This is a genomic window from Pseudomonas brassicacearum, assembly GCF_003732265.1.
GTDB lineage: Bacteria > Pseudomonadota > Gammaproteobacteria > Pseudomonadales > Pseudomonadaceae > Aquipseudomonas > Aquipseudomonas brassicacearum_D.
Window position 1 is genome coordinate 380,461 of record NZ_MOBK01000002.1, and the last position, 13,970, is coordinate 394,430.

Here is a 13,970-nt window from a genome sequence, read left to right on the forward strand (position 1 = left end):
CGTTAAACTGTTGGCACGCGGGCTGCTTCAACTGTTCTCAAGAACAACCGAGGTGAGCCTCATGAACCGCGCCCTTTTACTCTCGAATGCAATCGCCCTGGCAGTCCTGGCGGCTTTTCATTTTGCCCCCGAGACCAGCGCGGTGCAGGTTGCTCAACGCATGCCGCATTACCTGCAACTGCAAAAAGCCCCGCAATTGGCGGTCATGAGCGATCAGCGCGGGTTTATTCGCCAGGATGTGAGCCAGGAAGGCCCATCGGTAACGCAGGCTTCCGAACGCTTTGTATTTTGAATCACCCTATCAGGAGCACAGCATGTCCAAATCAGCCGCAGGATTTTTGATCCTTGCCTTATTGAGCGGCATTCTTCATTTGGCCTTGGTTCAGGAGGCGGTTGTTACTTTGCCGCTGATTGCCTGCGGCGTTTTTGCCGGGTTGTTTGTGTTGGCGTTGATTGCCGGGCGAAAAATCAAGTTCGATCCGGTGCTGCGTTAAGTTTCAGCAAATCCAGGAGATGGGCAACGCTCACGGCGAGTTCGCCAGAATTATCGAGTCGATGAACTGGCGCATCGTCTGCACCGAACTGTTTATTGCGGCCTAGCCTGGCTTCAATTTCCGCAAGACTCTCCCGACCACGCCGCACCAGGCGTTCGCGCAACACTTGATCCTTGACGGTCAACAGTACCGGGATCAGACCGGGGTAACGCTGTTGCGCCTCGGCTAGATGACCGCGAGAACCGTTGACCAAAACATGCCGGCCATCCTTGAGCCACTGATCGATCTGAATCGGAATCCCATAATCCAGGCCATTGGCGTGCCACGACAGCGCGAACTCACCCGCGTCTTTGCGCTGTAGGAATTCCTCGCGGGAGACGCCGACAGCGTCCTCGCCTACAGACTCTGCCGAGCGCGTGATGACCCGGCGCACCACTTCGCAGTTCATCGACTGCAAAGGTTTTCGAGCCGCTTCAATGAGGCTGTCTTTGCCGGATCCGGAGGGCCCCATCAGATACATCAGCCTGCCATCCATCTTGAATCGCCCCCCACTACGCGCCCGCCCCTAGTAAATCGGCCAATTGCCACTATCCTGTAAGAGACAAGGATCAAGTATCGAATCCGCATAGCATGCACCTTCAGGCGTCGTCAGACATTACTTGTGGGAGCAAAGGATGCGGTCAGCAATGGGGCTCTGGGCAAACTTTTCCGACCAGTCCACATTTCTGACAAGGGGTGCTGGCATTAAGCCTTTACCCGGCTCAATAATTGTCACAGAATTGACGCCAATGATCTGGCTTCTTTGAGGCATGATGCGGGCCTCTTTCAATTCAGGTTGAACATTTGGCCAGCAAGCTTGTCCTACCAGACATCCTGCGGCCAATCCCGAGAACCGCTCCCCTGAACTAACCGGTTAAATATATGCGCCCATTGAAACAGGCAATTTATTCCAGCCGTACGGCTGACAAGTTCGTCGTACGTCTGCCAGACGGAATGCGTGAACGCATTGCCGAGGTGGCTCGCAATCATCATCGCAGCATGAACTCCGAAATCATTGCACGCCTTGAGCAGAGTCTTATTCAGGAAGGTGCATTGGGCGAAGAGTTGAGCATGCGCCTGGACAGCCCGGAGCTGTCATTGCATGAACGTGAATTACTGCAACGTTTCCGTCAACTGTCCCACCGCCAGCAAAACGCCCTTGTTTCGCTGATCGCCCACGACGCTGAAATGGCCGCAGACGCGTCCTGATTCACCCCGAAAGCTCAAGCCAGCATTATCGCTGGCTTTTTTTTGCCTGAAATCTGGCCATAAAAAACCCGCCGAATGGGCGGGTTTCTTGAAGCGGGCCAAGTCAGAGCAGGAATATCGTCGCCAGCCCGAGAAAGATGAAGAACCCGCCGCTGTCGGTCATGGCGGTGATCATCACACTCGCACCCATCGCAGGGTCGCGTCCAAGCCGCGCCAGGGTCATCGGAATCAAAACCCCCATCAGGGCAGCCAGTAACAGATTGAGCGTCATGGCGGCCGTCATCACGACACCAAGGGACCAACTGCCGTAAAGCAGATAAGCCACAACGCCAATCACCCCGCCCCACACCAGACCATTGATCAGACCGACCGCCAATTCCTTGCGCATCAAGCGCGAGGTATTACCGGTACTGACCTGATCCAGCGCCATGGCCCGAACGATCATGGTGATGGTCTGGTTACCGGAGTTGCCACCGATACCGGCCACGATCGGCATCAATGCCGCCAGTGCGACCAGTTTTTCGATGGAGCCTTCAAACAGGCCGATCACGCGCGATGCAATAAACGCGGTAATCAGGTTTACCGCCAGCCAGGCCCAACGGTTGCGCAGGGATTTCCAGACTGACGCGAAAATATCTTCTTCTTCGCGCAGACCCGCCATGTTGAGAACTTCGTTTTCGCTCTCTTCACGAATCAGGTCGACCATTTCATCGATGGTCAGACGGCCGATCAGCTTGCCGTTCTTGTCGACCACGGGAGCCGAGATCAAGTCGTAACGTTCGAACGCCTGAGCGGCGTCGTAGGCGTCCTCGTCCGGGTGAAAACTCACCGGGTCGCTGGCCATGACTTCCGAAACCTGTTTTTCCGGATCGTTGACCAGCAGACGCTTGATCGGCAGTACGCCTTTGAGCACGCCGTCGTAGTCGACAACAAACAACTTGTCGGTGTGGCCGGGCAGCTCCTTGAGACGACGCAGGTAACGCAGAACCACTTCGAGACTGACATCCTCACGGATGGTCACCATCTCGAAGTCCATCAGCGCACCGACTTGCTCCTCGTCGTAGGACAACGCGGAGCGAACGCGCTCACGCTGCTGACCATCGAGGGTTTCCATCAGCTCGTGGACGACGTCTCGCGGCAGCTCGGAAGCCAGGTCAGCGAGTTCGTCGGCGTCCATGTCCTTGGCCGCAGCCAGGAGCTCGTGATCGTCCATGTCGGCGATCAGGGTTTCACGGACCGAGTCGGAAACTTCGAGCAGGATGTCGCCGTCGCGATCGGCCTTGACCAACTGCCAAAGCGTCAGACGATCGTCCAGCGGCAGCGCTTCAAGGATGTAGGCAACGTCGGCGGAGTGCAGATCATCGAGCTTGCGTTGCAGCTCGACGAGGTTTTGCCGGTGAACCAGGTTCTCGACCCGGTCGTGGTGCGGACCTTCCTGGCGATGAGTCAGGTCTTCGACGACCCGCTGACGCTGCAACAGCTCAACAACTTGAGCGAGGCGGTCCTGCAGGCTTTCTTGCGTTTTCTTTACTTCAACTTCGGACATAGGCGAACTCCACTCCCAGCAGCGGGGCACGCCGGAAGGATCAATCAGTCAATTCATGATTGGTGAAACGGGGTACTGAGTAACTACTGGGTAAGTCCATGGAGGTATTCCACAAGCCCCGGCGGGGCTGACGGGCGCAATGATACACCGCCCAACGGTTTTAAACGTTAAAAAATCGTGGCTGAAACAAGCGCTTGCAAGCCAAACCTGAGCGCCACCTTATCTCTTCCAATGCGACGACTCATTCTGAAAAGAAAACACACCCCCCTCAAAAAATGTAGCAGCTACCCTTGGTATCGACCGTCATGGAGGACGTCAAATGCCGTCGATTGCATACTATTTTTTACTGACCGCCCTGCTCTGCCTGCCGCTCCGGCTCCAGGCGGGCGTAGTTCACCGCTGCGAGGCCGCTAACGGGCATGTCACCTTCACCACCTTGAGCTGCACGGACGGAGAGAGCCTTTCGATGCAGGATGTGCGCACTTTCACACCCGGCAGCACGGTGGCACTCATGCCAGAAGCCAACACCGTCGAAACATCAGGTATGAAAAACATCAGGAGAGAACCGACCATCGTGGGTCAGGCCGAAGACAAATGCGGGAATCTGATCAGCGCCAGGGAACGACGCGAAGCGATCATCAATCAACGTGTCGTCGCCGGCATGAGTCAGCAGGACGTCGAGAGCGCCCTCGGCAAGCCAGACAAGATCAGTATCAGGAATTCATCAACGAGTTACCGCTATGACGCCAAGCGAGGCCGTAGCGCACAGGTCGAGTTTGATGAGAAAGGATGCACGAAAGGAAAAGCCAAATCCCAGACAGCAAAAAGCCCGCGTTAGACGCAGGCTTTTTGGTGTTTGGTGCACTCGACAGGATTCGAACCTGTGACCGCTCGGTTCGTAGCCGAGTACTCTATCCAGCTGAGCTACGAGTGCATTTTGTGTTTTTAAACCAGACCACAACTGGCTGAAGCAAAGTCGCTCGCATTACTGCAAACAACTCTTAAATGGTGCACTCGACAGGATTCGAACCTGTGACCGCTCGGTTCGTAGCCGAGTACTCTATCCAGCTGAGCTACGAGTGCATTTGTTGCCGCGCATTATAGGCCGTCTAATCTCTATGTCAAACACTTTTTCTAGTAATTTCAACAACTTACCGAAGAAGCCAGATTACAACGTACTACGCAAATAATGGCGGAGAACGGGGGATTCGAACCCCCGACACCCTTTTGAGGTGTACTCCCTTAGCAGGGGAGCGCCTTCGGCCACTCGGCCAGCTCTCCGCAACACGGGGCGTATCTTAACCAACCTTTTCCCCGTTTGCAAACATAAAAAACGATAAAAATTAATGGCTTGGTTCTTCGTCCTTCTCTTTCTTTATACGCAGGTAAATTTCTTCACGATGCACAGCAACCTCTTTCGGGGCGTTGACACCGATACGCACTTGATTTCCTTTGACGCCGAGCACGGTCACGGTGATTTCGCCATCACCAATGATCAGGCTTTCTGCGCACCGACGGGTCAGAATCAGCATACCTTTCTCCTAACGCATTTCATTTCAGGGACAACAGTCTGCAAAAAAAAGGCATTCGACCCACAACCAGAATGATCGCAGCCCTACATGCCTGAGTATTGACCAGCGCGAGTAAAAGGAAAGTTTTAGGCCGCGCCATTCAAAAAAAGACAAAGGGCGCGGTCAGACCGCGCCCTTTGGCAAACGCATCACTCGCCCTGACGGGCCGGTGCGTCCAGTTCGAAAGCTGTGTGCAGAGCGCGCACAGCCAGTTCCAGGTACTTCTCTTCGATCACAACGGAGACTTTGATTTCCGAAGTCGAGATCATCTGGATGTTGATGCTTTCTTTCGCCAGGGATTCGAACATGCGGCTGGCCACGCCTGCGTGGGAGCGCATGCCGACACCGACGATCGATACCTTGGCAATTTTGGTGTCACCCACGACTTCACGGGCACCCAACTCGCCAGCGGTTTTTTCCAGCACGGCTTGCGCCGCCTGGTAGTCGTTGCGGTGCACAGTGAAGGTGAAGTCGGTGGTGTTATCGTGCGCGACGTTCTGCACGATCATGTCGACTTCGATGTTCGCGGCACTGATCGGGCCGAGAATCTTGAATGCAACGCCCGGGATGTCTGGCACGCCACGGATGGTCAGCTTGGCTTCATCGCGGTTGAATGCGATACCGGAAATGATCGGCTGTTCCATGGTTTCCTCTTCATCAATAGTAATGAGGGTGCCCGGACCCTCCTTGAAGCTGTGCAGTACGCGCAGCGGAACGTTGTACTTGCCGGCAAACTCGACCGCACGGATCTGCAGTACCTTGGAACCGAGGCTGGCCATTTCCAGCATCTCTTCGAAGGTAATCTTTTCCAGGCGCTGAGCCACGGACACCACACGCGGGTCGGTGGTGTAGACACCATCGACGTCAGTGTAGATCTGGCATTCATCAGCCTTCAGGGCTGCGGCCAGCGCCACGCCGGTGGTGTCGGAACCGCCACGACCGAGTGTGGTGATGTTGCCGTGCTCGTCGACGCCCTGGAAACCGGCGACAACCACTACGCGACCGGCTTTCAGATCACCACGAATCTTCTGGTCATCAATCTGCAAGATACGCGCTTTATTGTGCGCGCTATCGGTCAGAATCCGTACCTGATTACCGGTGTAGGACACCGCTGGCACGCCGCGCTTGATCAGCGCCATGGCCAACAGTGCAATCGTCACCTGCTCACCGGTGGAAACGATTACATCCAGCTCGCGGGGAACCGGTTGGTCGTCGCCACTGATTTGCTTGGCCAGATCGATCAGACGGTTGGTTTCGCCGCTCATTGCAGACAGCACAACCACCAGGTCATCGCCGGCATCGCGGAATTTCTTAACCTTGTCGGCGACCTGCTCGATTCTCTCGACAGTGCCGACCGAGGTGCCTCCAAATTTCTGTACGATCAAAGCCATTTCAAAGCCGCCTCTGCCCATGAAGGGCGCCCAAATAATCACTCAAACAGCGTTCTGGCCCGCTACTAGACCGCGGGCCAGACACACGGCCTTATAAACCCTGCTCTACAAATGGAACGGTCAGGGCCAATGCTGCATCCAGAGCGCCGGCGTCTGTACCGCCGCCCTGCGCCATGTCTGGACGACCACCGCCCTTCCCGCCCACTGCCGCAGCGGCTTGCTTCATCAAATCACCGGCTTTGAGTTGGCCAGTCAGGTCTTTGGTTACGCCTGCAACCAGAACGACCTTTTCCTCATGGACACTGCCGAGCAGGATCACTGCGCGGCCGAGTTTGTTTTTCAGTTGATCGACCAGCGCCAGCAGCGCCTTGCCATCCTGACCGTCCAGACGCACGGCCAGCACTTTCACGCCTTTGACGTCCAGGGCTGCAGCCGACAGATCGTCGCCCGCCGCGCTGGCAGCCTTGGCTTGCAACTGCTCGAGTTGCTTCTCCAGCAGACGGTTGCGCTCCAGCACAGCCGACAGCTTGTCGATCAGGTTGTCGCGGCTGCCCTTGACCAGGTTGGCCGCTTCCTTGAGTTGTTCTTCAGCCGCGTTCAAGTAGGCCAGCGCCGCAGCACCGGTGACGGCCTCGATACGACGCACACCCGATGCCACACCGCCTTCGCTGATGATTTTCAGCAGGCCGATGTCGCCGGTACGGTTGGCGTGGATACCACCGCACAGCTCGACCGAGAAATCGCCGCCCATGCTCAACACGCGCACGTTGTCGCCGTACTTCTCGCCGAACAGCGCCATGGCGCCCTTCTTCTTGGCAGTTTCGATGTCGGTTTCTTCGGTTTCAACCGCGGAGTTCTTGCGGATCTCGGCGTTGACGATGTCTTCCAGGGCCTTCAACTGTTCAGGCTTGATGGCTTCGAAGTGGCTGAAGTCGAAGCGCAGGCGCTGACTGTCGACCAACGAACCTTTCTGCTGGACGTGATCGCCCAAAACCTGACGCAATGCCGCATGCAGCAAGTGAGTCGCCGAATGGTTCAGCGAAGTGGCGTGACGCACGTCGGCTTCGACGTGAGCTTCAACCGGCGCGCCCACGATCAGGCTGCCCGATGCCAACACACCGTGGTGCAGGAAGGCGCCGCCGGTCTTGGTGGTGTCGCGCACGTCGAAGCGGCTGTTGCCGGCTTGCAGATAACCACAGTCACCAATCTGGCCACCGGATTCTGCGTAGAACGGGGTCTGGTTCAGAACCACCACGCCCTCTTCGCCTTCGCTCAGTACGTCGACCGATTGCCCTTCTTTATAGAGGGCAACGACTTTCGCCGAACCGCTGGTCGCTTTGTAACCGGTAAATTCGGTAGCCACATCAACCTTGACCAGGCTGTTGTAGTCCATGCCGAAGGAGCTGGCGGAACGGGCACGGACGCGCTGGGCTTCCATTTCGCGTTCGAAGCCTGCTTCGTCGATGGTCAGGCTGCGCTCGCGAGCGATGTCGCCAGTCAGGTCCATCGGGAAGCCGTAGGTGTCGTAGAGTTTGAACACTACGTCGCCCGGTACCACGTCGCCTTTGAGGTCGGCCAGATCCTGCTCGAGGATTTTCAGGCCCTGCTCCAGGGTCTTGGCGAACTGCTCTTCTTCAGCTTTCAGAACGCGTTCGATGTGCGCCTGCTGGGATTTCAGCTCAGGGAAGGCTTCGCCCATCTCGGCGACCAGGGCCGCAACGATCTGATAGAAGAAACTGCCCTTGGCGCCCAGCTTGTTGCCGTGACGGCAAGCGCGACGAATGATCCGGCGCAGCACATAGCCGCGACCTTCGTTGGACGGCAGCACGCCGTCAGCAATCAGGAAGCCGCAAGAACGAATGTGGTCAGCAACAACTTTCAGCGAAGCCTGAGCGTCGTTGGTGCAACCGATGGCCTTGGCCGAAGCGCTCAGCAGGCTCTGGAACAGGTCGATTTCATAGTTCGAGTGAACGTGCTGCAGCACGGCACTGATCCGCTCCAGGCCCATGCCGGTGTCGACCGACGGTGCTGGCAACGGGTGCAACACGCCATCGGCGGTGCGGTTGAACTGCATGAACACGTTGTTCCAGATCTCGATGTAACGGTCGCCGTCTTCTTCCGGCGAGCCCGGTGGGCCGCCCCAGATGTCGGCGCCGTGATCGTAGAAAATCTCGGTGCAAGGACCGCACGGGCCGGTATCGCCCATGGTCCAGAAGTTGTCGGACGCGTACGGCGCGCCTTTGTTGTCGCCGATGCGAACCATGCGCTCGGCCGGCACTCCGATTTCCTTGGTCCAGATGTCGTATGCCTCGTCATCGCTGGCATAGACGGTGACCCAGAGCTTTTCCTTTGGCAGGTTCAGCCACTGGTCGGAGGTCAGGAAGTTCCAGGCGTAGGTGATGGCGTCACGCTTGAAATAATCACCGAAGCTGAAGTTGCCCAGCATTTCGAAGAAAGTGTGGTGACGGGCGGTATAACCGACGTTTTCCAGGTCGTTGTGCTTGCCGCCGGCGCGCACGCATTTCTGGCTGCTGACCGCGCGGGTGTACGCACGTTTTTCCTGGCCCAGGAAGCAGTCCTTGAACTGGTTCATCCCCGCGTTAGTGAACAGCAGGGTTGGGTCGTTGCCCGGAATCAAAGAGCTGGAGGCTACACGGGTGTGGCCTTGCTCTTCGAAGAAGCGAAGGAAGGCTTCACGGATTTCTGCGCTTTTCATTAGGTTCTTCCACGGAGGCTGCGGCCAAAGGCCTGTTCGAAACGTCAACAGACGAAGCGACGGCAAAGGGCCGCATTATATCGGCCCTGCGCGCGGGGTACAGCGTGTTTATACGATAGAAACAGTCAATTGGAGCGCTAACGCTATCACTTGCGCGAAAAGTCGACGAATGCCGCGACGACCTGCCCGATTTGCTCACGACTGACGTCCATGTGCGTGACCATACGCAGTCGCCCTGCCGCGCTCAACTTGATCCCGCGTTCGGCGGCGAACGTCTTGATCGCTTCGGCCTTGTCGCCCATCTGCACATAAACCATGTTGGTCTGCACCGGTTCGACGTCGTAACCCGCCGCGCGCAGGCCTTCGGCCAACAGTTGCGCATTGGCGTGGTCGTCGGCCAGACGCTGGACATTGTTGTCCAGGGCATACAAGCCTGCCGCCGCCAGAATCCCGGCCTGACGCATACCGCCCCCAACCATTTTGCGCAAACGGCGCGCCTTGGCGATCAACTCGACCGAACCGCACAACACCGAACCGACCGGCGCGCCCAGACCTTTGGACAGGCACACCGACACGGAATCGAAGTGCTGCGTGATTTCCCGGGCATCAACCCCCAGTTTGACGGCTGCGTTGTAGAGCCGCGCGCCATCGAGGTGCAGTCGCAAGCCCTGTTCACGGGTAAAGCTTCGGGCCCGCGCCAGATACTCCAGCGGCAGCACTTTGCCTTGCATGGTGTTTTCCAGCGCCAGCAAACGGGTGCGGGCGAAATGGAAATCGTCCGGTTTGATCGCGGCGGCCACCTGGGCCAGGTCCAGCGAGCCATCGGCTTGCTGTTCCAGCGGCTGCGGCTGAATCGAACCAAGCACCGCCGCGCCGCCACCTTCGTACTTATAGGTGTGCGCCTGTTGGCCGACGATATATTCCTCGCCACGCTCGCAATGCGCCATCAACCCCAGCAGGTTACTCATGGTGCCTGTCGGCACAAACAGCGCTGCGGCGAAACCCAGACGTTTTGCCAGCTCGGCTTCAAGACGGTTGACCGTCGGATCCTCGCCATAAACGTCGTCACCGGTGGCCGCGCAGGCCATTGCGTCGAGCATCCCGGCAGAGGGTTGGGTGACGGTGTCGCTGCGAAGATCGATAACGCTCATGAATCTGGCCTCGGTAAGCAGGGGAAATCCCTTTCAGGGGGAATTACTGCGGTCATGACCACGAATAATCAACCCTTGAGCCGCAAAAGACACCCCAAGTCAGCGAAAAAGTCGATAACAATCATCAGATAGCAGCGATGCGCGGCTCATAAATATGTGTTAAAAACGCTGCGCTGCCAGACAATCTGACGGCAAAACGTTCTCAGGGCGGGGTGCAACTCCCCACCGGCGGTAATTGCGCGCAATGCGCATAGCCCGCGAGCGCTTGGCGACAGACACGGCAATGGCCGTGTATGACGACAAGGTCAGCAGACCCGGTGTGATCCCGGGGCCGACGGTCATAGTCCGGATGAAGAGAGAACGGGATTGACGCCAAAGGGCCGTCCGCCGCATTCATGCGAGCGTGCGCACCCTGAAATCCCATTCGATTCATATGCCCTGTTTTAACCATAAACAGGAGTCAGAACATGCAACCCACCGCAATCGATAGCAAAAGCAAAAACCATCAGGGCGAGCGCGTTGCGTTCATCCAGGCCTGCTGGCACAAGGAAATCGTCGATCAGAGCCGTAAAGGCTTCGTCAGCGAGATGATTGCCCAGGGTTATCAGGAATCGGACATCGATTTCTTCGAAGTCGGCGGCGCCTTTGAAATGCCCCTGCACGCCAAGTTGCTGGCCAAGACCGGCCGTTATTCCGGCATCGTCGCCGCAGCCCTGGTGGTTGATGGCGGGATCTACCGTCACGAGTTCGTCGCCCAGTCGGTGGTCAGTGGCCTGATGCAGGTGCAACTGGAAACCGAAGTGCCCGTGTTCTCGGTATCCCTGACCCCGCACCACTTCCATGCCGGCGAAGAGCACCAGAAGTTCTTCTTCGAGCATTTCCTGCATAAAGGCCAGGAAGCGGCGAAGACCTGCGCGGATACGCTGCACAAGATGCGTGCATTGCGTCGTAGTGAGCCGCGCGCGGTAGCCGTTTAATACAAAATCTTTGGTCCGGGTGAGGTCTCTGCCTTCACCCAAACCTAATGTGGGAGCGGGCTTGCTCGCGAAAGCGGTTTAACATTCAACGCATGTGTTGACTGTCAGTCCGCTTTCGCGAGCAAGCCCGCTCCCACATTTGTTATGTGTTGTAGTCAGGCCAGGTTTTCGTCGGTGGTTGGTACGATCAGGATGCCGGCGCGTAAACCGTTCTTCACCTTGGGGTTCGGGAAGATGATCCGGGCGCCCTCTTCTTCGATGATCCAGCGGGTATTGGCGATGTCTTCCGCCAGCAGGTAACCCACGTCCAGTTCGGAAAAGTTCTCGATGTCCGCCGGCAGGTTCAAACGGAAGCTGTCGCTGTGCTTGATGATTTCCCGCGCCACGCTGTATAGCTGCAAACCGTCCAGTGCCGCTTCGGTCGATTCCGGCTCGGTGCCTTCGATGATCTGTTTCAGGCGTGTTTCCAGCAGGGAAACGTTGACCCCGGCGTTCTGCCCGAACGGCCGTGCCTTGCCCAGTTCAAGGGTAAAGGACTCGGCGCCCAGCTTGTCGTAGGTGTAGGAACTGAAAACGATGGATGGCTTGTTCTGCAACAGCACCGCTTCCATGCCGGCAGCACGCAGGCGCGCCAGTTCCTGACGCGAATGCTGGCGGCCTTCCTTCCAGGGGTACAAAGCGAACTGCTCGATTTTCGAGCCGCGAATCGCGGTGTGCAGGTCGTAGTGCAGGCGCTGACGATCCGGCAGGCTGAAAAAACTCGCCGCCAGTCGCTCCAGCTCACAAGCGCGCAGGGCTTCGGAGCCGCTGCTTTGTTCGTGACGGCCGTTGAACAGCCGATTGACGTCCTGCTCGACGAAGCGATCGCCCTTGCGAATCGCTTCAGGGTTGCCGAACAGAAACAGAATGCGTGCTCGTGGCTTCAAGTCGCCACGAGCGATGTCATGCAACAGGCGATCGAGCAACTCGATCGGCGCTGTTTCGTTGCCGTGGATACCGGCTGACAGCAGCAGGTCCAGGCCATTGTCGCGCGCTTCAGGTGGCCGGACTTCCAGCGCACCTTCGCTCAACCAGCGCATCCGCACGCCTTCGACAGTCAGTTGAGTCTTCTCCGCCGGTTCACGGCCGGCGAGGGTCAGTTCAAGCAGTTTGCCGAGGGCGAGCATAGAGCGGTTTCCTTAGTGGTCGTGTGCGCAATCCGGGCCGTGCACGTGGTCTTCGTCGCCGACTTCGGCCGGTTCCATTTCCAGTTGCAGACTTACCAGATTAGTCGCCAATGGACGCAGCAGCAGGTTGGCGTATTCCGCGTCACCTTCTTCAACGTCCACGCCGATCAGCAGTTGGCCACGGCCATCGTGCTGGATCCACAGCTCTTTGCCTTGCCACATGACCGCGACGCGGGTGCAGGAGGTTTCCAGTTGCGTGCCGTCGGTGTCTTCAAGGATCAGCTGCAGGGTATCGCTCATGTTCTTTACGCTCTCGTTTGAGACTTTCAATTGATCTGGAATGGATAAACCGCGCCCAGTTTAAGGATTTGCGTCAGTTCATCCAGTGCCGTCCGGCATTCAAGCAGCAATTGCGGGTCCGCGAGATCGTTTTCGGTCATGCGGTCGCGGTAGTGCTTGTCGACCCATTCGGTCAACGTGCCGTACAACGGTGCCGTCATGATAACCCCTGGGTTGACGGCCGCCAGTTCGGTTTCATTCAGTGCGACGCGCAGCCGCAGGCAAGCCGGGCCACCACCGTTCTGCATGCTTTGCTTCAGATCGAAGACTTTGACTTCGCGGATCAGGCCGCCGGAGCTGGTCAGACCTTGCAGGTATTGCCAGACACGCTCGTTGCCACGGCATTCTTCCGGCACGATCAACAGCATCGAACCGTCAGGACGCGACAGCAGTTGGCTGTTGAACAGGTAGGAACGAACGGCGTCTTCCACGGTGACTGCGGAACGCGGCACGCAGACCGACTGGAATTTGCCGCCGACTTTAGCCAGTTTGCTTTGCAGTTCGGCCAGCATCTGCTCGGTGTCGAGGAACGCGTCCTCGTGATAGAACAACACCTCACCGTTACCCACCGCGATCACGTCGTTGTGGAACACGCCCTGATCGATCACCGACGGGTTCTGCTGCGCGTAGACCACGCCGTCTTCGCTCAGGCCGTGCAAGCGGGCAACGGCCTGGGACGCTTCCAGCGTCTGGCGTGCCGGGTATTTCTGCGGTGCCGGGTAGCGGGTATCGAAAGCGCTGCGACCGAACACGAAGAACTCGACGCCCGCTTCACCGTATTCACGGCAGAAACGGGTGTGGTTGGCCGCGCCTTCGTCACCGAACTGCGCCACGGCCGGCAACGCGGCATGGTGAGCAAAGTGCTTCTGGTCAGCGAACATCGCGCCCAGCACGCGGCTGGTGGTCGGGTGTTCGATGCTGCGGTGGTATTTGCAGTTAAGGTTGGCGGCGGTGAAATGCACTCGGCCATCCGCGGTGTCGGCACTCGGGCTGACCGTGGCCGCGTTGGCCACCCACATGCTCGATGCCGAGCAACTGGCAACCAGCAACGGCATGGCGTCTTTAGCGGCTTGCTCGATCACTTGGGCATCGGTGCCGCTGAAACCCAAACGGCGCAGTGCGGCCACGTCCGGGCGTTCTTGCGGCGCCAGCACACCTTGCTGAAAGCCCATTTCCATCAGTGCTTTCATTTTCGCCAGGCCTTGCAGCGCAGCTTCCTTCGGGTTCGAAGACTGCTGGCTGTTGCTCTGGGACGCGACGTTGCCGTAGGACAGGCCGCCATAGTTATGGGTCGGCCCCACTAGACCGTCAAAATTGACTTCATAGGATTTCATCAGCGAGGCTCCACGAGAATCTGTTGTTATAGGCTTC

Annotated in this window: 14 protein-coding genes, 3 tRNA genes and 1 riboswitch; of the genes, 5 read left to right on the forward strand and 12 right to left on the reverse strand. The window is 57.8% G+C overall.

What is annotated here, in order from left to right; translation table 11 throughout:
- Window positions 1-61 precede the first annotated feature (61 nt).
- Window positions 62-292 (forward strand): hypothetical protein, encoded by a 231-nt coding sequence (locus BK660_RS07930; protein WP_123432847.1) that lies wholly within the window; start codon window positions 62-64, stop codon window positions 290-292.
- A gap of 22 nt (window positions 293-314) precedes the next feature.
- On the forward strand, window positions 315-494 hold the full coding sequence (locus tag BK660_RS07935; protein ID WP_123432848.1) for a PA3371 family protein: 180 nt from the start codon (window positions 315-317) through the stop codon (window positions 492-494).
- On the opposite strand, the gene phnN is transcribed toward BK660_RS07935, so the two are convergent.
- Window positions 469-1,029: a phosphonate metabolism protein/1,5-bisphosphokinase (PRPP-forming) PhnN gene (gene phnN / locus BK660_RS07940; protein WP_123432849.1), complete on the reverse strand. Its 561-nt coding sequence runs from the start codon at window positions 1,027-1,029 to the stop codon at window positions 469-471. The genes BK660_RS07935 and phnN overlap by 26 nt on opposite strands.
- A 386-nt stretch (window positions 1,030-1,415) precedes the next feature.
- Here phnN and BK660_RS07945 point away from each other — a divergent pair, with 386 nt between their 5' ends.
- On the forward strand, window positions 1,416-1,742 hold the full coding sequence (locus BK660_RS07945) for an Arc family DNA-binding protein (protein WP_003178899.1): 327 nt from the start codon (window positions 1,416-1,418) through the stop codon (window positions 1,740-1,742).
- Between the two features lie 103 nt (window positions 1,743-1,845).
- Here the strand turns inward: BK660_RS07945 and mgtE are convergent, their stop codons facing one another.
- Window positions 1,846-3,288 (reverse strand): magnesium transporter, encoded by a 1,443-nt coding sequence (mgtE, locus tag BK660_RS07950; RefSeq protein ID WP_010457218.1) that lies wholly within the window; start codon window positions 3,286-3,288, stop codon window positions 1,846-1,848.
- Window positions 3,289-3,607: 319 nt separating this feature from the next.
- Between mgtE and BK660_RS07955 the strand changes: the two genes are divergently transcribed.
- Window positions 3,608-4,126 (forward strand): cell envelope protein SmpA, encoded by a 519-nt coding sequence (locus tag BK660_RS07955; protein ID WP_123432850.1) that lies wholly within the window; start codon window positions 3,608-3,610, stop codon window positions 4,124-4,126.
- Between the two features lie 19 nt (window positions 4,127-4,145).
- On the opposite strand, the gene BK660_RS07960 is transcribed toward BK660_RS07955, so the two are convergent.
- From BK660_RS07960 to ltaE, 7 genes are all read right to left on the reverse strand, one after another.
- A tRNA-Arg gene (locus BK660_RS07960) sits at window positions 4,146-4,222 on the reverse strand.
- Between the two features lie 72 nt (window positions 4,223-4,294).
- Window positions 4,295-4,371: transfer RNA gene (locus tag BK660_RS07965), tRNA-Arg, on the reverse strand.
- A gap of 107 nt (window positions 4,372-4,478) precedes the next feature.
- Window positions 4,479-4,569: transfer RNA gene (locus tag BK660_RS07970), tRNA-Ser, on the reverse strand.
- Between the two features lie 62 nt (window positions 4,570-4,631).
- Window positions 4,632-4,820, reverse strand: a complete 189-nt coding sequence (gene csrA, locus BK660_RS07975; protein ID WP_002554426.1) for a carbon storage regulator CsrA — start codon at window positions 4,818-4,820, stop codon at window positions 4,632-4,634.
- A gap of 188 nt (window positions 4,821-5,008) precedes the next feature.
- Window positions 5,009-6,250, reverse strand: a complete 1,242-nt coding sequence (locus BK660_RS07980; RefSeq protein ID WP_123432851.1) for an aspartate kinase — start codon at window positions 6,248-6,250, stop codon at window positions 5,009-5,011.
- A 91-nt stretch (window positions 6,251-6,341) separates the two neighbouring features.
- Complete coding sequence (gene alaS / locus BK660_RS07985) at window positions 6,342-8,966, reverse strand: alanine--tRNA ligase (protein WP_123432852.1); 2,625 nt, start codon at window positions 8,964-8,966, stop codon at window positions 6,342-6,344.
- 146 nt (window positions 8,967-9,112) lie between these two features.
- Complete coding sequence (gene ltaE / locus BK660_RS07990) at window positions 9,113-10,117, reverse strand: low-specificity L-threonine aldolase (protein WP_123432853.1); 1,005 nt, start codon at window positions 10,115-10,117, stop codon at window positions 9,113-9,115.
- Window positions 10,118-10,311: 194 nt separating this feature from the next.
- Window positions 10,312-10,483: riboswitch (FMN riboswitch) on the forward strand.
- A gap of 101 nt (window positions 10,484-10,584) precedes the next feature.
- On the opposite strand from ltaE, the gene BK660_RS07995 reads away from it, so the two are divergent.
- The gene (locus BK660_RS07995; protein WP_123432854.1) at window positions 10,585-11,094 is read left to right on the forward strand and encodes a 6,7-dimethyl-8-ribityllumazine synthase; all 510 of its coding nucleotides are present in this window, start codon (window positions 10,585-10,587) and stop codon (window positions 11,092-11,094) included.
- Window positions 11,095-11,249: 155 nt separating this feature from the next.
- Here BK660_RS07995 and astE read toward each other — a convergent pair whose 3' ends face one another.
- From astE to astB, 3 genes are read right to left on the reverse strand one after another with little or no spacing between them, the layout of a single operon-like run.
- Window positions 11,250-12,260, reverse strand: coding sequence for a succinylglutamate desuccinylase (gene astE / locus BK660_RS08000; RefSeq protein ID WP_123432855.1), 1,011 nt, complete (start codon window positions 12,258-12,260; stop codon window positions 11,250-11,252).
- A gap of 12 nt (window positions 12,261-12,272) precedes the next feature.
- Window positions 12,273-12,560: a hypothetical protein gene (locus tag BK660_RS08005; protein ID WP_046031534.1), complete on the reverse strand. Its 288-nt coding sequence runs from the start codon at window positions 12,558-12,560 to the stop codon at window positions 12,273-12,275.
- Between the two features lie 26 nt (window positions 12,561-12,586).
- Window positions 12,587-13,933 carry an N-succinylarginine dihydrolase gene (astB, locus tag BK660_RS08010; RefSeq protein ID WP_123432856.1) on the reverse strand — a complete coding sequence of 449 codons (1,347 nt, stop codon included), beginning with the start codon at window positions 13,931-13,933 and terminating at the stop codon, window positions 12,587-12,589.
- Window positions 13,934-13,970 lie beyond the last annotated feature (37 nt).

Coding starts and splice junctions, on each gene's coding strand:
- BK660_RS07930 (WP_123432847.1), top strand. CDS start 62: ATGAACCGCGCCCTTTTACTCTCGAATGCAATCGCCCTGGCAGTCCTG.
- BK660_RS07935 (WP_123432848.1), top strand. CDS start 315: ATGTCCAAATCAGCCGCAGGATTTTTGATCCTTGCCTTATTGAGCGGC.
- phnN (WP_123432849.1), bottom strand. CDS start 1,029: ATGGATGGCAGGCTGATGTATCTGATGGGGCCCTCCGGATCCGGCAAA.
- BK660_RS07945 (WP_003178899.1), top strand. CDS start 1,416: ATGCGCCCATTGAAACAGGCAATTTATTCCAGCCGTACGGCTGACAAG.
- mgtE (WP_010457218.1), bottom strand. CDS start 3,288: ATGTCCGAAGTTGAAGTAAAGAAAACGCAAGAAAGCCTGCAGGACCGC.
- BK660_RS07955 (WP_123432850.1), top strand. CDS start 3,608: ATGCCGTCGATTGCATACTATTTTTTACTGACCGCCCTGCTCTGCCTG.
- csrA (WP_002554426.1), bottom strand. CDS start 4,820: ATGCTGATTCTGACCCGTCGGTGCGCAGAAAGCCTGATCATTGGTGAT.
- BK660_RS07980 (WP_123432851.1), bottom strand. CDS start 6,250: ATGGCTTTGATCGTACAGAAATTTGGAGGCACCTCGGTCGGCACTGTC.
- alaS (WP_123432852.1), bottom strand. CDS start 8,966: ATGAAAAGCGCAGAAATCCGTGAAGCCTTCCTTCGCTTCTTCGAAGAG.
- ltaE (WP_123432853.1), bottom strand. CDS start 10,117: ATGAGCGTTATCGATCTTCGCAGCGACACCGTCACCCAACCCTCTGCC.
- BK660_RS07995 (WP_123432854.1), top strand. CDS start 10,585: ATGCAACCCACCGCAATCGATAGCAAAAGCAAAAACCATCAGGGCGAG.
- astE (WP_123432855.1), bottom strand. CDS start 12,260: ATGCTCGCCCTCGGCAAACTGCTTGAACTGACCCTCGCCGGCCGTGAA.
- BK660_RS08005 (WP_046031534.1), bottom strand. CDS start 12,560: ATGAGCGATACCCTGCAGCTGATCCTTGAAGACACCGACGGCACGCAA.
- astB (WP_123432856.1), bottom strand. CDS start 13,933: ATGAAATCCTATGAAGTCAATTTTGACGGTCTAGTGGGGCCGACCCAT.